General features: G+C 63.9%; 17 protein-coding genes. 12 read left to right on the top strand and 5 right to left on the bottom strand.

The window, feature by feature from the left end; translation table 11 throughout:
• Positions 1-5 precede the first annotated feature (5 nt).
• From xylA to Q5Z11_RS17685, 4 genes are all read left to right on the top strand, one after another.
• Positions 6-1340: a xylose isomerase gene (xylA, locus tag Q5Z11_RS17700; protein ID WP_303747610.1), complete on the top strand. Its 1335-nt coding sequence runs from the start codon at positions 6-8 to the stop codon at positions 1338-1340.
• 41 nt (positions 1341-1381) lie between these two features.
• Entirely contained in the window at positions 1382-2791 is a 1410-nt protein-coding gene (locus Q5Z11_RS17695; RefSeq protein WP_303747609.1) for a sugar porter family MFS transporter, read from the top strand.
• Between the two features lie 2 nt (positions 2792-2793).
• On the top strand, positions 2794-5370 hold the full coding sequence (locus tag Q5Z11_RS17690) for a glycoside hydrolase family 3 protein (RefSeq protein ID WP_303747608.1): 2577 nt from the start codon (positions 2794-2796) through the stop codon (positions 5368-5370).
• Between the two features lie 119 nt (positions 5371-5489).
• The gene (locus Q5Z11_RS17685) at positions 5490-7052 is read left to right on the top strand and encodes a sodium/sugar symporter (protein WP_303747607.1); all 1563 of its coding nucleotides are present in this window, start codon (positions 5490-5492) and stop codon (positions 7050-7052) included.
• A 484-nt stretch (positions 7053-7536) separates the two neighbouring features.
• Here Q5Z11_RS17685 and Q5Z11_RS17680 read toward each other — a convergent pair whose 3' ends face one another.
• Genes Q5Z11_RS17680 through cutA form a run of 3 tightly spaced genes read right to left on the bottom strand, consistent with a single transcriptional unit; the run spans position 7537 to position 10808 of the window.
• Positions 7537-8127, bottom strand: coding sequence for a TlpA family protein disulfide reductase (locus Q5Z11_RS17680; RefSeq protein ID WP_303747606.1), 591 nt, complete (start codon positions 8125-8127; stop codon positions 7537-7539).
• Positions 8127-10481 (bottom strand): protein-disulfide reductase DsbD family protein, encoded by a 2355-nt coding sequence (locus Q5Z11_RS17675; RefSeq protein WP_303747605.1) that lies wholly within the window; start codon positions 10479-10481, stop codon positions 8127-8129. The genes Q5Z11_RS17680 and Q5Z11_RS17675 overlap by 1 nt, the downstream gene beginning before the upstream one ends.
• A gap of 3 nt (positions 10482-10484) precedes the next feature.
• The gene (cutA, locus tag Q5Z11_RS17670; RefSeq protein WP_303747604.1) at positions 10485-10808 is read right to left on the bottom strand and encodes a divalent-cation tolerance protein CutA; all 324 of its coding nucleotides are present in this window, start codon (positions 10806-10808) and stop codon (positions 10485-10487) included.
• Positions 10809-10995: 187 nt separating this feature from the next.
• Here cutA and Q5Z11_RS17665 point away from each other — a divergent pair, with 187 nt between their 5' ends.
• Genes Q5Z11_RS17665 through Q5Z11_RS17645 form a run of 5 tightly spaced genes read left to right on the top strand, consistent with a single transcriptional unit; the run spans position 10996 to position 15298 of the window.
• The gene (locus Q5Z11_RS17665; RefSeq protein WP_303747603.1) at positions 10996-11415 is read left to right on the top strand and encodes a type IV pilin protein; all 420 of its coding nucleotides are present in this window, start codon (positions 10996-10998) and stop codon (positions 11413-11415) included.
• Complete coding sequence (locus Q5Z11_RS17660) at positions 11412-11912, top strand: pilus assembly FimT family protein (protein WP_303747602.1); 501 nt, start codon at positions 11412-11414, stop codon at positions 11910-11912. Before Q5Z11_RS17665 ends, Q5Z11_RS17660 begins: the two co-directional genes overlap by 4 nt.
• Positions 11896-12315 carry a hypothetical protein gene (locus Q5Z11_RS17655; RefSeq protein WP_303747601.1) on the top strand — a complete coding sequence of 140 codons (420 nt, stop codon included), beginning with the start codon at positions 11896-11898 and terminating at the stop codon, positions 12313-12315. Before Q5Z11_RS17660 ends, Q5Z11_RS17655 begins: the two co-directional genes overlap by 17 nt.
• 2 nt (positions 12316-12317) lie before the next feature.
• Positions 12318-13019 (top strand): hypothetical protein, encoded by a 702-nt coding sequence (locus Q5Z11_RS17650; RefSeq protein WP_303747600.1) that lies wholly within the window; start codon positions 12318-12320, stop codon positions 13017-13019.
• A gap of 20 nt (positions 13020-13039) precedes the next feature.
• The gene (locus Q5Z11_RS17645) at positions 13040-15298 is read left to right on the top strand and encodes a hypothetical protein (RefSeq protein ID WP_303747599.1); all 2259 of its coding nucleotides are present in this window, start codon (positions 13040-13042) and stop codon (positions 15296-15298) included.
• 173 nt (positions 15299-15471) lie between these two features.
• Here the strand turns inward: Q5Z11_RS17645 and Q5Z11_RS17640 are convergent, their stop codons facing one another.
• On the bottom strand, positions 15472-16011 hold the full coding sequence (locus tag Q5Z11_RS17640; protein ID WP_303747598.1) for a hypothetical protein: 540 nt from the start codon (positions 16009-16011) through the stop codon (positions 15472-15474).
• A 434-nt stretch (positions 16012-16445) separates the two neighbouring features.
• On the opposite strand from Q5Z11_RS17640, the gene Q5Z11_RS17635 reads away from it, so the two are divergent.
• Both Q5Z11_RS17635 and groL read left to right on the top strand, forming a co-directional pair.
• Positions 16446-16733 carry a co-chaperone GroES gene (locus Q5Z11_RS17635; RefSeq protein ID WP_057626824.1) on the top strand — a complete coding sequence of 96 codons (288 nt, stop codon included), beginning with the start codon at positions 16446-16448 and terminating at the stop codon, positions 16731-16733.
• Positions 16734-16817: 84 nt separating this feature from the next.
• Positions 16818-18464, top strand: a complete 1647-nt coding sequence (groL, locus tag Q5Z11_RS17630; protein WP_303747597.1) for a chaperonin GroEL — start codon at positions 16818-16820, stop codon at positions 18462-18464.
• Between the two features lie 444 nt (positions 18465-18908).
• Here groL and trxC read toward each other — a convergent pair whose 3' ends face one another.
• Positions 18909-19355 (bottom strand): thioredoxin TrxC, encoded by a 447-nt coding sequence (gene trxC / locus Q5Z11_RS17625; protein ID WP_303747596.1) that lies wholly within the window; start codon positions 19353-19355, stop codon positions 18909-18911.
• Between the two features lie 527 nt (positions 19356-19882).
• On the opposite strand from trxC, the gene Q5Z11_RS17620 reads away from it, so the two are divergent.
• Entirely contained in the window at positions 19883-20956 is a 1074-nt protein-coding gene (locus tag Q5Z11_RS17620) for a 3-deoxy-7-phosphoheptulonate synthase (RefSeq protein ID WP_303747595.1), read from the top strand.
• Positions 20957-21041: the final 85 nt, after the last annotated feature.

The raw sequence follows: 21041 nt of genomic DNA, 5'->3' as shown, positions 1-21041 counted from the left end.
GCACCATGAGCAAGCAGCCCTTCATCGGCGCCACCGAGTATTTCCCCGGCATCGGCCAGATCCCGTTCGAGGGTCGCGACTCGGACAACCCTTTGGCGTTCAAGGTCTATGACGCGGACAAGCTGGTCGGTGGCAAGAGCATGCGCGAGCACCTGCGCTTCGCTGCCTGCTACTGGCACACCTTCTGCAACGCCGGTGCCGATCCGTTCGGCCCGGGCACGCGCCGCTTCCCGTGGGAGAAGGGCGATGCCATGGCCACCGCCGAGGCCAAGGTCGATGCGGCGTTCGAGTTCTTCACCAAGCTCGGTGTGCCGTACTACTGCTTCCACGACGTCGACATGGCGCCGGACGCCGATGACATCGGTACCTACGAAAAGAATCTCAAGCACGTGGTGGCGCTGGCCAAGCAACGCCAGCAGGCGACCGGCACCAAGCTGCTGTGGGGCACCGCCAACCTGTTCTCGCACCCGCGTTACATGAACGGCGCGGCGACCAACCCGGATTTCAACGTGGTCAGCCGCGCCGCGGTGCAGGTCAAGGCTGCGCTGGAAGCCACGGTTGAACTGGGTGGCGAGCACTTCGTGTTCTGGGGTGGCCGCGAAGGGTATGCCAGCCTGCACAACACCAACATGAAGCGCGAGCTCGAGCATTTCGCACGCTTCCTCAGCGCCGCGCGCGACTACGGCCGCAGCATCGGCTTCACCGGCAAGTTCTTCATCGAACCCAAGCCAATGGAGCCGATGAAGCACCAGTACGATTTCGACTCGGCAACCGTCGCCGGCTTCCTCAAGGCCAATGGCCTGCAGGACGACTTCATGCTCAACATCGAGGCCAACCACGCCACGCTGTCCGGCCACACCTTCGAGCACGACCTGCAGGTCGCCTCCGATCACGGCCTGCTCGGCAGCATCGATGCCAACCGTGGCAACGCGCAGAACGGCTGGGACACCGACCAGTTCCCGACCGACCTGTACGACACCGTCGGCGCGATGCTGGTGGTGCTGCGCCAGGGCGGCCTGGTCGGCGGCCTGAACTTCGATGCCAAGCCGCGCCGCGAATCCACCGACATGGAAGACCTGTTCATTGCCCACGTCGGTGGCATGGATGCGTTCGCACGCGGTCTGGAAGTGGCCCACGGCCTGCTCAATGACTCGCCGTGGGAACAGTGGCGCGCACAGCGTTACGCCAGCTTCGATGCCGGCGCCGGCAAGGACTTCGCCAGCGGCAAGCTGGGCCTGGCCGACTTGGCCAAGCTCGCGGCCGGCAACGGCGAACCGGTGCAGGCCAGCGGCAAGCAGGAGCGCTACGAGAACCTGCTCAACCAATACCTGCTGCGCTGAGCACCAGGCCGACGACATAACCAGACAAAGAGGGTGAGGGGATGGGGCAGTCAGCAGCAAACAAGGAAAACACCGCGCTGATCGTATTGATCAGCGTGGTGGCGACGATAGGCGGGTTCCTGTTCGGCTTCGACAGTGGCGTGATCAACGGCACCGTCGATGGCCTGAAGCAGGCCTTTGGTTCCACCGAGGCGCAGCTGGGCTTTGAAGTGGCTTCGATGCTGCTGGGCTGTGCGATCGGCGCGTTCTTTGCCGGCCGTCTTGCCGATCGGCTGGGCCGACGCTCGGTGTTGATCATCTCGGCGGTGCTGTTCCTGCTGTCGGCCTTGGGTGCCGGCGGTGCGCACAGCTCGCTGGTGTTCATCGCCGCGCGCGTGGTCGGTGGGTTCGCGGTGGGTGCGGCCAGCGTGATGTCGCCGGCCTATATCGCCGAGGTTGCACCGGCGCGTTACCGCGGTCGGCTGGCCACGGTGCAGCAGATCGCGATCATCTCCGGCCTGTTCATCGCCTTCCTCAGCAACTACCTGCTGGCCAAGGCCGCTGGCGCCTCGACCGAGCCGCTGTGGGCTGGCCAGGCCGCATGGCGCTGGATGTTCTGGATGCAGGCGATCCCGTCGCTGCTGTTCCTGCTGCTGTTGCTGTTCATCCCGGAAAGCCCGCGCTTCCTGGTGGTCAAGCGCCGCAAGGACGAAGCACTGGCCGTGCTGACCCGCCTGTTCGGTGCCGAGCAGGCGCAGGCCACGCTGGGCGAGATCGACGCGTCGTTGTCGCAGGACCACCACCGCCCGCAGTTGTCGGATCTGGTCGACAAGGCCACCCGCAAGATCCGCCCGATCGTCTGGGTGGGCATTGGCCTTGCGGTGTTCCAGCAGCTGGTAGGCATCAACGTGGTGTTCTATTACGGCGCGGTGCTGTGGCAGGCGGTGGGCTTCTCCGAGAGTGATGCGCTGCTGATCAATGTGTTGTCCGGCGCGCTCAGCATCGGTGCCTGCATCGTCACCGTGTTGTTGATCGACAAGATCGGCCGCAAGCCGCTGCTGTGGATCGGTTCCAGTGGCATGGCGGTATCGCTGGCGCTGGTGGTCTACGCCTTCGCCAGCGGTTCGATGGTGGACGGCCATCTGCAGCTGCCCGGCGGCATGGGCACGCTGGCGCTGGTCGCGGCCAATGCCTACGTGGTGTTTTTCAACGTGTCCTGGGGTCCGGTGATGTGGGTGATGCTGGGCGAGATGTTCCCCAACCAGATCCGTGGCTCGGCGCTGGCGGTTGCCGGTGCGGCGCAGTGGACGGCGAATTTCATCGTCACGGTGACCTTCCCGATGCTGCTGGCCGGCATTGGTCTGGCGTCGACGTACAGCATCTACCTGGTATCGGCGGTGATCTCGGTGTTCTTTGTTATCAAGTTCGTGCGAGAGACCAAGGGTCGTTCGCTCGAGCAGATGGAGGGTTGAAGATGATGAAGGTTTCGACACGCCGCGCTGCCCTGGTTGGTGCGCTGGCAGTGGGTATCGCGGTGCTGGCCGGCTGCAACAGCGGCGACAAGGCTGCACCGCAGGCGGCCACGGCCGATGCCGCGTATGACGGCACGATCCATCCGGAACAGTGGCCGGTGGTGGAATGGCCGCTGGCGGAAGATCCGGCGCTGGAGAAGCGCGTCAACGATCTGCTGGCGACGATGACGCTGGAGGAGAAGGTCGGCCAGCTGGTGCAGGGCGATCTGGCCAGCATTACCCCGGAGGACGTACGCAAGTATCGGCTGGGCTCGATCCTGGCCGGTGGCAGCTCCGACCCGGGTGGCAAGTACAACGCGCCGGCAAAGGATTGGCTGCAGGTGGCCGATGATTTCTGGGCCGCGTCGATGGATACCTCGACCGGCGGCAAGGCGATCCCGCTCCTGTTCGGTATCGATGCGATGCACGGCCAGAGCAACGTGGTGGGCGCGACGCTGTTCCCGCACAACGTTGGTCTGGGCGCAACCCGCAACGTTGAACTGCAGCGCCGCATCGGCCAGATCACCGCCGCCGAAACCCGCGCCACCGGCATGGAGTGGGCGTTCGCGCCGACCGTGGCGGTGCCGCAGGACGTGCGCTGGGGCCGCGCCTACGAAGGCTATTCGGAGAACCCGCAGCTGGTGGCCGAGTTCGCCGCGGCGATGGTCGAAGGCCTGCAGGGCAAGGTCGGCGCGCCGGACTTCCTCGACGACAAGCACGTGATGGTGTCGGTCAAGCATTTCGTCGGCGACGGCGGCACCACCGACGGCAAGGACCAGGGCGATACCGCGGTCAGTGAGGCCGAGCTGCGCGATGTCCACAGCGCCGGTTACGTCACCGCCATCAAGGCCGGTGCACAGTCGGTGATGGCTTCGTTCAACAGCTTCCACGGGGTCAAGATGCACGGCCACAAGCCGCTGCTGACCGACGTGCTGAAGGGCCGCATGAACTACGGCGGCTTCGTGGTCGGCGACTGGAATGGCCACGGCCAGATTCCCGGTTGCAGCACCACCGATTGCCCGGCCACCTATGACGCTGGCCTGGACATGGCGATGGCCACCGACAGCTGGAAGGGCATGTACGAGTCCACCGTTGCCGCGGTGAAGTCGGGCAAGCTCTCGACCGAGCGCCTGGATGACGCCGTGCGTCGCGTGCTGCGGGTGAAGTTCCGCATGAACCTGTTCGATGCACCCAAGCCTTCGGCGCGCGCGTTGGGCGGCAAGTTTGAATTGCTGGGTGCAGCCGAGCATCGTGCGGTCGCCCGTCAGGCCGTGCGCGAATCGCTGGTGTTGCTGAAGAACAACAATGGCATCCTGCCGCTGCGCGCCGACCAGAAGGTGCTGGTGGCCGGTGATGGCGCCGACAACATCGGCAAGCAGGCCGGTGGCTGGACCTTGAACTGGCAGGGCACCGGTACCACCCGTGCCGACTTCCCCAATGCCGACACCATCTGGGAAGGCCTGCAGCGTGAAGTCAGTGCTGCTGGTGGCAGCGCCGAGCTGGCGGTCGATGGCAAGTACAAGACCAAGCCGGATGTGGCGGTGGTGGTGTTCGGCGAAGAGCCTTATGCCGAATTCCAGGGTGACATCCCCAACCTGCTGTACAAGCCGGGCAACGATGCCGACCTGGAACTGCTCAAGCGCCTGAAGAGTGAAGGCGTTCCGGTGGTGGCGGTGTTCATCAGCGGTCGTCCGTTGTGGATGAACCGCGAGATCAATGCCTCCGACGCCTTCGTCGCGGCCTGGTTGCCAGGTTCGGAAGGCGCAGGTATCGCCGATGTGCTGCTGCGCAAGGCCGATGGCAGCGTCAACCACGACTTCAAGGGCAAGCTCAGCTTCTCCTGGCCGCGCACCGCGATCGACTCGGCGGTCAACAAGCCGGGCCACAACCCGCTGTACAAGTTCGGCCACGGCCTGAGCTACGCCGACAAGGGAGATGTGGCAGCGCTGCCGGAAGACTCCGGCGTGACCGGTGAGCAGGCCGGCAGCGGCGTGTACTTCGCCAAGGGCCGCCCGTCGCTGGGCATGGCGCTGCAGTTGTCCAGCGCTTCGCAGCCTGACATGCCAGCCACCACCGTGCCGACCGTGCTGGCCGACGGCAGCTTGAAGATGACCGCAGGCGATCACAAGGCGCAGGAAGACGCGCGCCGCCTGAAGTGGTCGGGCACGGCGCTGGCAAAGTTCGCGCTGATTGCAGCGACACCGATCGATGTCACCCGTGAGAGCAACGGCGATGTGCAGCTGCAGCTCACCCTGCGTCGTGATGCGGCGGTAAGCGCGCCGTTGACGGTAGGCGTCGGCTGCGGTGCCGGCTGTGCTGCCAAGGTGGATCTGCAATCCACCTTGGCAGCGATCCCGGCGGGCAAATGGGTCAGCGTTGGCGTGCCGCTCAAATGCTTTGCTGCCGGCGGCGCGGATCTGTCCAAGCTGCAGCGTGCCGCCGAGCTGGAAAGTGCTGCTGTTGCGGATATCTCGGTATCACGGATCGCCCTTGGCGCTGCCGGTGAGGCCGAGGTAAACGTAGACTGCGCAACACGCTGAAACGGCGAAAGCGCCGGTACGGGAGGGTGCCGGCGCACCTGATGATGTGGCCCGTTGGGGTCGGTAGCGAAAGGGCGCAGGGATGACAGCCCGGTCGGTGCACAACAGGGAGTGATGAGATGGGTTTGGGTACGTTGGATATCGCGATCGTACTGGTCTACCTGGCCGGTATCTTCGTCCTTGCGCAATGGGTGTCGCGGGAGAAAGCCGGGCACAGCAAGGACGCCAAGGACTACTTCCTGGCCAGCAAGTCATTGCCGTGGTGGGCGATCGGCGCATCGTTGATCGCGGCGAATATTTCCGCCGAGCAGATCATCGGCATGTCCGGCTCGGGCTATGCGATCGGTCTGGCGGTGGCCTCGTATGAGTGGATGGCTGCATTGACGTTGTTGATCGTCGGCAAGTGGTTCCTGCCGGTGTTCCTGCGCAACGGCATCTACACCATGCCGCAGTTCCTGGAGCAGCGTTACGGCGCGCGCATCCGCACGGTGATGGCGGTGTTCTGGCTGGGCCTGTACGTGTTCGTCAACGTCACCTCGATCCTGTGGCTGGGTGCGGTAGCGGTCAACCAGGTCACCGGCATCGACCAGATGACCGCGGTGGTGCTGATCGGCGTGTTCGCGCTGCTGTACCAGCTGTACGGCGGACTGAAGGCCGTCGCGCCTACCGACATCGTGCAGGTCACCCTGCTGGTGCTCGGCGGCCTGTTCGTTGCCGGGCTGACCTTGAACCAGCTTGGTGATGGCGCCGGCATCATCGCTGGCTTCAACAAACTGTGGCAGGCGCAGCCGGGTCATTTCGAAATGATCCTCAGCAAGGACAATCCCTTCTACAAGGATCTGCCGGGCCTGAGCGTGCTGCTCGGCGGCCTGTGGATCATGAACATCAGCTACTGGGGCTTCAACCAGTACATCATCCAGCGTGCGCTGGCAGCCAAGAGCATCGGTGAAGCACAGAAGGGCGTGTTGTTTGCTGCGTTCCTGAAGCTGTTGATGCCGGTGATCGTGGTATTGCCGGGTATCGCCGCAGTGATGCTGGCACCGAACCTGGACAAGCCGGACCAGGCGTATCCGACGATGATGCGGATGCTGCCGACCGGTGTACTTGGCCTGGTGTTTGCCGCGCTGGTGGCGGCCATCGTGGCCTCGCTGGCATCGAAGATCAATTCGGTGGCGACCATCTTCACCCTGGATTTCTACGCCAAGCGCAATCCCGAAGCGGATCAGACCAAGCTGGTGCGTGTGGGTCGCATCGCTGCGGTGGTGGCGGTGGTGCTGGGTATTCTCACCGCCAAGCCCTTGCTGGGCAGCTTCGACCAGGCCTTCCAGTACATCCAGGAATACACCGGCTTCTTCACCCCGGGCATCGTGGTGATCTTCATGCTGGGCCTGTTCTGGAAGCGTGCCAATGAGGCTGGTGCACTGTCGGCGGCGATTGGTTCGTTCGTGTTGTCGATCGTGTTGAAGCTGGCCTGGCCGGCGTTGCCCTTCATCGACCGTGTTGGATTGGTGTTCCTGCTGGCGCTGGCTTTGGCCGTGGGTGTTTCACTGTTGACACCGGCGGCACCGGAGAAGGACATCATCACTACCCGCGATGTGGATTACCGCACGGGTGGTGTGTTCAACGTCGGCGCGGTGGCGGTTATCGCCATCCTGATCGCACTGTACGCGGTGTTCTGGTGATCTGAGCTTGAGCCCCTCTCCCTCCGGGAGAGGGGTTGGGGAGAGGGTGAGGAGCAGAAGCATCTTGTAGAAGCTGGGGCAAAGCATCAGAGCAAAGCATCAGAGCAAAGCTTCAGAGCAAAGCTTCAGAGCAAAGCTTCAGAGCAAAGCTTCCCCTCATCCGCCCCTTCGGGGCACCTTCTCCCGCAGGCGGGAGAAGGGATGCAAAGCACGAGCAAAGCAAAGCTGAGCAAAGCAAAGCTGAGCAAAGCAGAGCAGAGCAGAGCAATGCGGAGAATTAGCGGGAAAGTGAAGAGCAAGGGATGCGTCAGTTGTAGCTGAGCGTGAGCGAAACAGTGTCCCTTCTCCCGCTTGCGGGAGAAGGTGCCCCGAAAGGGGCGGATGAGGGGAGCTCTTGGCTCTTGGCACCGACCACACCCCGGCTGCGATGCACTTACCCGTGCCACCAATCAAAACCGCAACAATCAATCCAAGACTTGCAGGGTCACTGCGTAGCCGCAGGCTCCACACCCGCAAACCAAGCATCAATCTCACCCGCCTTGAACGGCCCAAGCTTCTGCTTGAGCACGCGCCCCTGCGCATCAACCAATACGCTGTAAGGCAGCAGGCCCTGCGCGTTCCCAAGCTTGACGCTGGCATCATTCGGCCCCGGCGTCTCGATCACGATCGGGTAGTACACCGGCACGTTGCCGAGAAAATCCAACACCGCTTCCGGTGTGTCCAAGGCCAACCCCACCACCTGCGGCCCAGTATCGGCATGACGCGCGGCGAACCGCGCCAGCTCCGGCATCTCTTCGATGCATGGTGCACACCAGCTTGCCCATACATTGATCAACAGCGGCTTGCCCCTGAACTTGTCCGGGAACTGCACCGGCATGCCATCCAGATCGGGCAGGGTGAACGAAGGCATCAGCTCACCAACACGCACACCCTGCACCGGCGTTTTTGACTTCAGCGGCGCGGAAGGCGTGCTCATCGATGGCAGTGGCGGCGTGGTGGGGCGGCTCAGCCATGCACCGGCCGACAGCCCGGCCGCTGCGGCGATACCTGCCACCCACCACACGGCGCGACGCATCAGCGGGCCGCGCGCAGCAGCGCTTCTTCTGCCACCGACTGGGTCAGTACGGTCGGCAGTACGCGCGGTGGTGCGCCCGGGCCATAGACCACGTACAGCGGCACGCCGACCGCCTTGTGCTGGTCGAGGAAGGCGCTGATCTGTGGATCAACATTGGTCCAGTCACCGCGCATGTACACCGCGTTGACCCGCTTGAGCGTGTCGCGGAACTTGTCGTGGTCCAGCACGTTGCGCTCGTTGGCCTTGCAGGTGACGCACCAGTCGGCGGTCATGTTGACGAACACCACGCGGTTGTCGGCACGCAGGCGGTCGAGCATCTGCGGCGAGTAGGCCACCGTGCCTTCGCTGGCGGCAGCAGCGCCCGGTGGCGGCAGGCGGGTCACGCCCCACACCGGCACCAGCGCCAGCAGTGCGATCACCGCGCCCAGCACCATGCCGATCCGGCGGCTGTGCCAGCGGCTGCGTTCAAACCACCACAGGCCCAGGGCAAGCAGGGTCATGCCGATAAGCATCAGGCCCATCGCATCGATACCACGCTGCTTGCCCAGCACCCACAACAGCCAGATGGCGGTGAGGTACATCGGGAAAGCCATCACGTGCTTGAAGGTTTCCATCCATGCACCCGGCTTGGGCAGGCGCTTGGCCAGTGCCGGCACAAAGCCGATCAACAGGAAGGGCAGCGCCAGGCCCAGGCCCAGTGCCAGGAATACCAGCAGCGCCAAGGCCGGCGGCGCGGTGAAGGCGTAGGCCAGTGCCGGGCCCATGAATGGGGCGATGCAGGGGCTGGCAACCACGCAGGCGAGGACGCCGGTGAAGAAGTCGCCGGTTGGGCCGCTGCGGCTGGCAAGGTTCTGACCCAACTGGCCAGCATTGCCGCCAAGGGTGAACAAGCCGGACAGGCTCAGGCCCACCGCGAACATCAGGTACACCAGCGCGGCGATGAACCACGGATGCTGCAGCTGGAAGCCCCAGCCAGCCGCCTGCCCGGCTGCGCGCAGCGCAAGCACCAGGCCACCGACGGCAGCAAACGCGACCAGTACGCCGGCCGTATACCAGAGCGCGTGGTTGCGGGCGCGCTGGCGGCTCTCACCGCTCTGTGCCACGCCCAGCACCTTCAGCGACAGGATCGGCAGTACGCAGGGCATCAGGTTCAGGATCAGACCACCGGCCAGCGCCAGCAGCAGGATCCACAGCAGGGAGCTGCTGCCAGCTGTCTCGGCAGGCGGTTGGCTGCGGCTGGTGTTGTCGGCCGATGCATCCGGTGCGGCTTCGGCAAGACTGGCGGCTTCGGCGGCCGGGCGTACGACCAGCGGCTGCGGTGCCGGCGGGTTGGCCGGGTCGATCAACGGCAGCGGGGTGACTTCGCCCTTCTTGCCAGTCGGCAATGGCGGAATCACCAGCGGCGCGACCGCCAGTTCTTCCTTTTCCTTCGACGAAACCTTGCCCACCGGCAGCGACAGCCGCACCCGGCGGGTCATTGGCGGATAGCAGATGCCATCGGTCTGGCAGCCCTGGAAGGTGACAACCAGGGTGGCCGGAGTTGCGTCCGGCTTGTCGCGGCGCAGCGGCAGCGGTACGTCGACCTGGTCGAAGTAGACCACCACGTTGCCGAAGTGCTCATCGCGGTAGGGCTTGCCCGCTGGCCATTGTGGGCGGCCGGCGCGGACGCCGTCGGCGCCTTCCAGCGCCAGCGAGGTGCGGTCGCGGTACAAGTAATAGCCCGGCGCTGGCGAGAAGCGCAGCAGCAGGCGGTTGCCGTTGTCGACGATGGCTTCGAAGCCGAAGGCTTTCTCTGACGGCAGCGGCAGGCCCTGCACGGCGGGGGCACCGGGCAGGTTGAGGCCACCACCGGCGTTGCCCGCCAGCGGGTTGAAGATCGGTGCAGCGGGCGCTGCGGCAGCCGCGGATGCGGCGCCAGCTGCGGCAGGCAGCCTCACTTCAACCATGCGCTTCTGCGGCGGATAGCACACGCCGGCATCGGCACAGCCCTGGTAGCGGACTTCGAGGGTGACGCTGGTGGCGCCGGGTTCGGCGCTGCCGGGCAGGACTGCGCGCAGTTGGCGGTGGTAGGTCTCCACATCGCCGAAGAATTCGTCGTGCTTCTTCTCGCCCTGCGGCATCTGCAGCGCGCCGGCGGTGAAGCCGGGGCCGGCTTTGACGCTGGTGCGGTGGTGGTACAGGTAATAGCCCGGGGCGATGTCCCAACGCAGCTCGATGCGGTCGCGGCTGGGCGCGTCGGCGCGCAGGGCAAACGCCTGGTCGACCGGAAGCAGATCTTTTTCACTGATGGCCAGCGCCGGCAGCGCGGCCAGGGAGAGCAGGCAGAAAGCGGCAAATCGTCGCAACAGCATCATTAATTATGTTTCCTCCCGGGTCTGCGCCCGGATCCAGTCCAGATACGCCGGCAAGCCGGCGCTGGGGGAGATCGCAACGATCTCCGGCAATTCATAGGGGTGGTGCTGCCTGATGGCGGCGCTCAAGGCGTCCAGCCGATCAGCACAGGTTTTGATAACCAGCTGAATCTCTTCAGCTTGTTCAATCTGCTCCTGCCAGCGGTACACAGACCGCATCGCGGGCAACAAGTTCACACACGCAGCCAAACGCTGCTCGACCAGGAGCCGAGCCAGGGTCTGTGCGGTTTGATCATCGGGGCAGGTGCAGAAGACCAGTCTTACGTCCATCCGGCCATTGTCGCAGAAGCCGTTCAGACACTTTTGAATGGAACAGTTGACATCGATGTCACGGATTGTATATTGCGCTGCGTCACAATTTCACGCGGCCTTCATCTGATTAAAGACGAGGGCCAGATCTTACAAGGCGCCATTCGACGACAGGTGCAGGTGTTCGCAAGGCTCTTCAGGGGGGCGTATGGAACAACGCAACAACCGGGTTTCCAGTCAGGGCTTCACGTTGATCGAGCTGATGATCGTCGTGGCCATCATCGCGATCCTGGCCTCGATCGCATTGCCGCTGTATTCGGACTACGTCCTGCGCAGCAAGATCCGCACGGCGCAAAGTGATTTGATGGCGCTGTCCAGTACGGTCGAGAACCACCGCCAGCGCACGCTGGGCTATCCGGCCACCGATGCGGCGGCCAAGAAGGGATGGAACGCGGCCACCAAGGCCGGCCAGTTCACCTATACCTACACCGCCGGCAGCGGCGGTTACGAGTTGAAGGCGGTTGCCGGCAGTGCCTTGGGCAAGGCCAGTGGCTGCACCTTGAAGCTGGGGGCGGGCAATAGCCGAACCATCTCCGGCAACTGCGCCGGCCTGAGCGACTGGCCATGAGCCGGCGCGCCACGGGTTTTTCACTGATCGAATTGATGGTGACCCTGGCGGTAATGGCGGTGCTGGCCTTGGCAGGTGTGCCGTTCACGCTGCAGTGGATCGACAGCAACCGGCAGATGCAGGCCCGCAACCTGCTGTGGGAGGCGGTGTCGCAGACGCGCTCGCTGGCCCTGCGCAATCCCGAACACGTCACCGGAGCCGCTGTGTCGGCGCGCCTGCAGCAGAGTGATCGCAGCCTGCAGATTCTGCGCGGCGACGGCACTGAAGTGCTGTGGCAGGGCGAGCTGCCGCGCGGTGGCGAGTACCGCTTGGTTGGCGCTGAGGACTACGCCGATGCCGATGCGCTGCAAAGCTCGGCCGACCTGCTCTCCTGCGTGGCATTCGACAACCGCGGTCGGCGCCTGCCTGCTGCCACCAGCTGCACCAGCGGTATCACCCATTCGCGTATTGCCATTGGCATGAACAGCCAGGACCCGCTCTATGTCGATCTGCTTTGATCCACCGCGCCGCCAGCGCGGCGACATCATGTTGGAAGCCATGGTGGGCGTTCTCATCACCAGCGTCATCGGCGCGGGTCTGGCCCATGTCATGGCCGAGGTAATGAACAGCCAGCGCGATGCCAAGGTGGAAAACCTGGTGGTCGAGCGTCTGCGCGACAGCTTGCAGACCCAGGGCGTGGGCCTGTGTGGCAGCGGCACGCTGGAGATCAGCATGCCCAACGGTGAGTCCAAGAACGCGGCGGTCAGTTGCGAGGCAGCCACTGCGACGATCGCCATGGCAGGCGTTGCACGCAGCGTGGATGCCCCGCAGCGGGTAGACCTGACGGTTGCGGCTACCGATCTCGGCAGCAAGGGCGCCAACGAGAACGACCCCGATCTGCTGGTGTCAACGAAGCAATGAACATGCGCGCGCACACAGCCTCCCGGATCGGCCGCCAGCAGCAAGTCGGGCAGAGTCTGATCAGCATGCTGGTAGGGCTGGTGATCTCGCTGATCACCATTGCCGCGATGATGACGTTGTACAAGACCATGGTTGAGGTCTCGGCCAATGCATCACGATCGGCCTTGCGCGATGGCCAGGTATCGGCGGCGTTGTTGTCGGCGCAGATCGAACTGCAGGGCGCTGGTTTTGGCGTGCCAGCGGCCGACAGTTTGAACAGCAAGCTCTACGTTCGTGATGCAGGCAAGGAGTTGGTCTGGCGCTACAAGACCGAGCTCACCGCCGCCGGTTACGTCTGCTCGGGCCTGCGCCTGGTCGATGGCGAAGGCCTGTACCGCTTCACCCCCAAGGCTTGCAGCGATGCCGAAGTGGCCGCATGGAACAGCAACGAACGGCATCTGCTTGCCGGCAGTGCAGCCTTCTTCACCCCGGCGCAGAAGGACGGTAGTGCGTTCGCGGCAGGCGAAGAGGAAGTCGGCGCGATGACCCTCGCCCCTGGCTACGTGTTCTCGCTGAAAGGGCAGCGGCAATGCCTGCCGTACATGCAACAGGATTTCAGTACCACGCCTACCGCGGCAGTCGGGCAGCAGTTGGCGCTGGAGCGCAGTGATGCCAGCAGCCATCTGTTCCTGGCCTGCCTGCCAAATCTTGCAGTGACCATCTGATGCATAAGGAACGTGTACGCATGGACAGGAACCACTTTTCCGCACCGAAGCGACAACGCGGCGTGGCCACGTTGTTGATCGTCCTGATGGTGGGGTTGGCGGTATCGGTCACCGTCGCGGCGACGATCTACTCGCTGCGTGGCACCCAGTCCCAGCAGCTCACCACGCATTCGGCCACGGCCGCACAGGCTGCCGCGTGGCGCGGCGTGGAAGCGCTGCGGCTGTATCTGCTGCAGGTGGAAACCACGGTGTGGCCGGGTTGGGTGGGCAACGATGCAAAGCAGGTCAGTGGCCTTGAAGCGCTGGGTGTGCGCGCTGCCACGGTGACATCGATCGAGGCTACCGGCAGCAACCAATACCGGGTCAGTGCCCAGGTCATCGGCACCGCGGGCGTCGGCAGTGCGTTGACCACCGCCACCGTCGAGGTGATCTATGACGTGGTGCCGGGTAGCGGCACACCGGGCATTCCGCCGGTGTGCGCGTCCATGCCCAAGGCACCGATGGTGTTCAACGGCAACCTGGATTACAGCGGCGGCAAGCTCGACGTCACCAACTCGGTGGACTACGAGAACATCGTGGTTGCCGGCAACCTGACGATTGGCGGTGGCTCGACCGCGCGCATCTCCGGTTGCGTCAAGGGCGATGTGTCATTGAGCGGTGGCGGCATCACCGACAACGGTCACCTGTATTCGGAAGGCACCATCCGCATCAATGGCATGGGCAATCCCAACGGAACCACGCTGTGGGCACGCAATGTCGAGATCGGCAGCGGTGTCGGTGGCGGTAGTTACGCGGCGATCAAGGCTGGCGCGTATGCGGTCGGCGTTTACTCCGGCACCGCGTTGATCGGCACGGCCGAAGTCGGCGGCCACTTGATTTCCTCCACCGTGACCGGCGGCACGCCATGGGTGACGGGCACCGTTGCGCCAGTGAACGGTGGTCATGCGGTGATAACCCTGGCTGACCAGAGCCAGTTCCTCCTGGATTTCAGTGCGCAGGACAGTGCCGGCGCGCCGCTGGTGAACGTCGATGCCAGCACCGGTCTGGTAACCGGTGCGGCAACTGCCGAGCGCCTGAAGGGTGCGGACACTGTCAGCCTGCCGGATGCGCTCAGCTTCCGTTCCACGCGTATTGCCGGCGGCACGGTTGGCCTGGCAACGCTCACGGTCGGCCAGCTGTGGGGCTACAACGTCACCGTGTCGGGTTGGAGCGGCAAGTACGAGACGCTCTGGGCCAGCGGCACCATCGCCATGACATCGGGCACGGTGAAAAACCTGCTCGGTGGCGGTGACATGACGGTCAACCAGGTCTCGGTGAGCGGCTCGGGCCGGCTTGCCGGCAACCTCAACATGCCGGTGAACAACGTGCAGACCAGGCAGGCCGGCACCAGTCCGGGCCTGCCCGGCATCCCGTACTGCGAAGCGCGGGTCAAGCCGGTGGATGCCGACAACTTCCTGGCCATGGCCAACTACGCCTTCAGCACGGTTGACGGTGCCGCACAGCTGACGATCCGCAATGTGAAGCGCGCCAATGGTGATTCCATCGACGGTGTGTACCCGTTGAGCAACCCCAGCCCCGCGCAGTTGGCGATCCTGCAGGAACTGATGACCTGCAACTACACCAATGAAAAAGGCTGCCTGAAGGCCCGGCAGAGCGATGGCAGCTGGTTGCTGCATGGCGTCACCAAGATGCCGGTTGGCGTGCTGTGGTTCGACCAGTCGGTGAAGATCGACGGTACCAGTACCGACTTCCTCAACACTGTGGTGGTGCGCGGTTGTGATGACCCGAGCCAGGCCACCTGTGGCGGCAACGTCACCCTCACCACCGCTGGCCACCGCGATCTGATCGCGCCGAACTTCGCCGGTGCGACCAAGGTCTGTGGCGGCGACTTCTACCCGACCAATCTGTGCGCCAGCCGCTCGCAGCTGGTGGAGTGGGAAGGGCAGGGCGCCGATGGCAAACCGCAGACCTACCAGGGCCTGCCGATTGCCAACACCACCATCATCGCCGAGGGCGCTGCAGACATCGCGGGCTGGGTAATGCGTGGCAGCGTGATGCTGGGCAAGCAGTTGTCGACCAGCGGGGCCACGGTGACCATTCATGGCAGCTTGACGGTAGGCAGCAACCAGACCGCCGACACCAAGATCTCCGCCGGTGGCATCGCGGTTGATGTGCCCAGCGGTGGTGGCTTGAACCTGCTCCCGGTATGCAGCACCGGCAGCGGTGGCTTGCCGGCAAGCCCGGCCAGCGCCTCGGTGCAGTGGTCGCGTTACCTCTGATATCCCTAAAAAAGTAGTTCAGCCTGTAGTCCGGGCGGTTCTCTTTTGCCATGGCGTGTTCCGTCATCCCCGGAGCGCGCCATTTTTTTTAAGTCCGAAGATCAGCAGCGACGACGCAGGCGCTGCATCAAAGTGAGCAGCGTCCTGCGCGCCATTGTTGCGTGCAGCGACGATCAGCCCTCGCTCGCCGTCGGTAACTCGGTGCGGGTCAGGTTGATGCGGTGCTTCCTGGCGTAGGCATCCTGCATCTGGTCCAGCTCATCGGTGAGCTTGTCGAACCTGGTGCCGGTCTCGTCGACTGCTTCGAGCAAAGGCGTCGCCTGTTCGTTGCTGAAACCATCGGGCAGGTCGGTCAGCTTGAGCATGGCGTCGTACCAGATCACCGCCTCTTCCAGCGACAACACCAGCTTGGCATGCAGCTCGGTGGCATCGTCCGGTGTCTTGAGGACCTTCATCTGGTCGCGCATGTTCACCGCTTCCTGGCGCGCATTGCCAAGCCGGGACTTGAAACTGGCCAGGTTCTTGCGCTCAGCCATGGCCTGGGTCAGGCGCTCGGCGTCGTTGCCGCCGCTCCAATCGTTGACCTTGGCAATCAGGCCGTTCCAGTTGCTGATGTTGGCGTCCATGTACTCGCTGGCGGACGGACCGGTCAGCTGGCTACAGGCGGCGAGAAAGACGAGCAACAACGGGGCAAATCGAGACAGCACTTTCATTCGTTTCTCCTTTGACATTGAAATTGGCATCCATACACAGCCCTTGGATCATAGCGTCATGGGTTTGTTCGGCAGGGACGACGTCCACGATGCGGATGGCCAATGCTTCGCAGCTCACGCGGACGGCGGTCCCGGTTGGGGCGCGATTGCAGTGGCGGGTGATTGCCTGGTCGAAACCCGGGAATCATCGAAGGCAGCCGGATTGCGTCATTTTTCTTTCAGCCCGAGCCCCGCAGGGTGCCGCGGGGCCGGGGATTGGCCGGGCGGGGCCGCGCCAATCTATTTGCCGGCCTGCCCTTGAAAGGCCCCCAGCCAGCCCCATCTCCCAACCAAGCCCGCACGACGGGCCTTTTTACGCGTGATGCCGGCATCCCCCTGTTTCCCAGCCGGTGTTGCCGGAATTTCAGGCCAATCAATTACTTAAGAGGTCCTTCATGAGCATCAAGCCGCTTCACGACCGCGTTGTGGTCAAGCCGATCGAAGCCGACGAAATCTCCGCCGGCGGCATCCTGATCCCGGATTCGGCCAAGGAAAAGTCCACCAAGGGTGAAGTCGTGGCCGTGGGCCCGGGCAAGCCGCTGGACAACGGTTCGGTGCGCGCCCCCTCGCTGAAGGTTGGCGACAAGGTCATCTACGGCCAGTACGCCGGTTCGTCCTACAAGGCCGAAGGCGTCGAGTACAAGGTGCTGCGCGAAGACGACGTGCTTGCCGTCATCGGCTGAGCTGCCGCGCCACCTGTTCCTGTAAAACCCCTTTCCCGATAAAAGCAGCCGAGCTCGGCTCGGCTCTACTCAGAGGTAATCGCAATGGCTGCCAAGGATATTCGTTTCGGTGAAGACGCCCGTTCGCGCATGGTGCGCGGCGTCAACGTTCTCGCCAATGCCGTCAAGGCAACCCTGGGCCCGAAGGGCCGCAACGTCGTGCTCGAGAAGAGCTTCGGCGCCCCGACCATCACCAAGGACGGCGTGTCCGTCGCCAAGGAAATCGAACTGGCTGACAAGTTCGAGAACATGGGCGCGCAGATGGTGAAGGAAGTTGCTTCGCGCACCAATGACGACGCTGGCGACGGCACCACCACCGCCACCGTGCTGGCCCAGGCCCTGATCCGCGAAGGCGCCAAGGCTGTTGCTGCCGGCATGAACCCGATGGACCTGAAGCGCGGTATCGACAAGGCCGTTATCGCCGCCGTCGCCGAGCTGAAGAACATCTCCAAGCCGACCGCTGACGACAAGGCAATTGCCCAGGTCGGCACCATCTCGGCCAACTCGGACGAGTCGATCGGCAACATCATCGCCGAAGCGATGAAGAAGGTTGGCAAGGAAGGCGTGATCACCGTTGAAGAAGGCTCGGGCCTGGAAAACGAGCTGGACGTCGTCGAGGGCATGCAGTTCGACCGCGGCTACCTGTCCCCGTACTTCATCAACAACCAGCAGTCGCAGACCGCTGACCTGGATGACCCGTACATCCTGCTGCACGACAAGAAGATCTCCAACGTGCGTGACCTGCTGCCGGTGCTGGAAGGCGTCGCCAAGGCAGGCAAGCCGCTGCTGATCATCGCTGAAGACATCGAAGGCGAAGCGCTGGCTACCCTGGTGGTCAACACCATCCGTGGCATCGTCAAGGTCGTGGCCGTCAAGGCACCGGGCTTCGGCGACCGTCGCAAGGCGATGCTGGAAGACATGGCCGTGCTGACCGGCGGCACCGTGATCTCCGAAGAAGTTGGCCTGTCGCTGGAAAAGGCCACCATCAAGGACCTGGGCCGCGCCAAGAAGGTGCAGGTCTCCAAGGAAAACACCACCGTCATCGACGGCGCCGGCGATACCGCTGCCATCGAATCGCGCGTCAAGCAGATCAAGACCCAGATCGAAGAAACCTCTTCGGACTACGATCGCGAGAAGCTGCAGGAACGCGTTGCCAAGCTGGCCGGCGGCGTTGCCGTGATCAAGGTCGGTGCATCGACCGAAATCGAAATGAAGGAAAAGAAGGACCGCGTTGACGACGCCCTGCACGCTACCCGCGCAGCCGTCGAAGAAGGCGTGGTCCCGGGCGGCGGCGTCGCCCTGGTGCGCGCTGTTTCCGCACTGGCTGGCCTGAAGGGCAACAACGAAGACCAGAACCATGGCATCCAGATCGCCCTGCGCGCGATGGAAGCCCCGCTGCGCGAAATCGTTGCCAACGCCGGTGAAGAGCCGTCGGTCATCGTCAACAAGGTCAAGGAAGGCACCGGCAGCTTCGGCTACAACGCCGCTTCCGGCGAATTCGGCGACATGCTGGAATTCGGCATCCTGGACCCGACCAAGGTGACCCGTTCGGCACTGCAGAACGCAGCCTCGATCGCTGGCCTGATGATCACCACCGAAGCCATGGTTGCCGAAGCTCCGAAGAAGGACGAGCCGGCCATGGGCGGCGGCGGTATGGGCGGCATGGGTGGCATGGGCGGCATGGACTTCTAAGTCCACCGCAGCTTCACCGCTGCTTGTAGTACACAAAACCCCGCCGCAAGGCGGGGTTTTGTTTTGTTGTTCCCTCCCTTCGTCGGCCGTGCCCCCTCCCTTTGCCGCAGGCAAGGGGAGGGCCGGGGAGGGGTAGCTCCGCGGCCTTTCAAGCAGCACCAGCCTCGCGGCTCACGCCGCTCCCACAAACACCAGCACCCAACCGTAGTGCCGAGCCATGCTCGGCAGGAGCCTTACCGACAATGCCAGTAGTGCCGAGCCATGCTCGGCAGGGGCTTTACCGGCAATGCCAGTAGCGCCGAGCCATGCCCGGCAGGGGCCTTACCGATAATGCCAGTAGTGCCGAGCCATGCTCGGCAGGAGCTTTACCGACCATGCCAGTAGTGCCGAGCCATGCTCGGCAGGAGCTTTACCGGGAACGCCTCTGCCGAGCATGGCTCGGCACTACAGGTGCTTGCTCGCCCACTGCACGATGCTGCTGGCTGGCATGGCGCCTGATTGGCGCGCAATCTCGCGTCCTCCCTGGATCAGCACCATCGTCGGAATGCTGCGGATGCCATAGCGCGTGGCGATGGCCGGCTCGGCTTCCGTATCCAGTTTGCCCAGGCGCATGTGCGGCTCCAGTTGCCCGGCGGCCTTCGCGAATTCCGGTGCCATCTGCCGGCAGGGACCGCACCAGCTGGCCCAGAAATCCACCAGCAAGGGGATCTGCGAACGGTTGGCGTGTGCTTCAAACGCGCTTGCGTCCAAGACCATTGGCGCTGCGGCAAACAAGGCCTGATGGCAGCGACCGCATGACGGTGCCTGGCTCAAGCGGGCGGCAGGGACGCGGTTGACGGCGTTGCAATGCGGGCAGGCGATCTGCAGCAGTTCGGAAGTGGTGTCGTTCATCGGAATGACTTTGTGCGCTGAACCAGCTGCCAGTATCGCTGCCACGACGAGCCGATTGTCCAGCTACCTGTGGAACGCGCATTTCCGCGCGGGATGAACGATAGCAGCGCAGACATTGCGACAGGCCACGGCTCAGATGCGTGCGCGGTCGCGGTGTCAGAAGGGCCTGTTGATTGCAGCTCCCGCAGATGTCGCTGGCCGATTCAACAGCTGTTTGAAAGGCTGAATGACGAGCTGCCATTGCCCATTCGCCAAAGCTGAACCAGTCGACGTTGCAGGTCTGTTGCCTCTGTAACTGTCGCATCGCACAAAAAACCGTGTTATCAATGCTCCCCATGAACGCAGCCCGCGCCAGCTTTTATTTTTGGTACTACTTTCCCAAGCCGCTGGCGGAGGAAGGACTGCGCTTACCCTGAAGAAACTTTCAGATGCATTCCCGAAAAGCCGCCAGCGAACCTGGCGGCTTTTTTAATGCCGCCACGCTGGGGGCAGAACCATTCACTGCTTTGAACTGGAGACCCCCCGCCATGCCCCCCCATACCGACGATCTGCGCATCCGCAAACTTGAACCCCTGACCTCGCCGGCGCAGTTGTTGGCGCTGCTGCCCTGCGATGAGGAAGCCTCGCAGACCGTGGCCGACGCGCGTGCCTCGCTGCATCGCATCCTGCATGGCCAGGACGACCGTCTCGCCGTCGTGGTTGGCCCCTGCTCGATCCACGACCCGATTGCGGCGATGGAATACGCCCAGCGCCTGCGCCCGCTGCGCGATGCGCTCAGCGGCGAACTCGAGATCGTCATGCGCGTGTACTTCGAGAAGCCGCGCACCACGGTGGGCTGGAAGGGCCTGATCAATGATCCGGACCTGGATGGCAGCTTCAACATCAACAAGGGCCTGCGCGTAGCGCGCGGCCTGCTGCGTGACATCAATCGTCTTGGCCTGCCGGCCGGCGTGGAGTTCCTGGACGTGATCTCCCCGCAGTACATCGCCGACCTGGTGGCCTGGGGCGCGATTGGCGCACGTACCACCGAGAGCCAGGTGCACCGTGAGCTGGCCTCGGGCCTGTCGTGCCCGGTTGGCTTCAAGAACGGCACCACCGGTGATGTGAAGATCGCAGCCGACGCAGTCGGTGCAGCCTCGCACCCGCACCACTTCCTGTCGGTGACCAAGGAAGGTGGCACCGCCATCGTCGCGACCCAGGGCAATCCTGACTGCCATGTGATCCTGCGCGGCGGCAAGACCCCGAACTACGATGCTGCCAGCGTGCAGGCCGCCAGCGACGTGCTGGGCAAGTCGCAGCTGCCGGCGCGGCTGATGATCGACGCCAGCCATGCCAACAGCAGCAAGAAGCCGGAAAACCAGCCCAAGGTGATCGACGACATCGCCAGCCAGCTGGAAGCCGGTGAGCAGCGCATTGTCGGGGTGATGGTCGAGAGCCATCTGGTTGCCGGCCGCCAGGATCTGGTCGAAGGCCAGCCGCTGGTCTACGGCCAGAGCATCACCGATGGCTGCATCGATTGGGACAGCACCGTGCAGGTGCTGGAGCGCCTGGCCGATGCGGTGCGCGCCCGCCGTCGCGCCCAGCTGGAGGCGGCTGCCTGAGGAATCCGTGACAGTTTCACTGGCGCATAGCGGACAGTCCAAGTAGTTTACCCGGCGGGAGGTGGTAGGCCTCCCGCCTGCCGTG

The sequence above is a fragment of the Stenotrophomonas sp. 610A2 genome, assembly GCF_030549615.1.
GTDB lineage: Bacteria > Pseudomonadota > Gammaproteobacteria > Xanthomonadales > Xanthomonadaceae > Stenotrophomonas > Stenotrophomonas pigmentata.
This window is presented reverse-complemented; position numbering and strand designations above follow the sequence as displayed.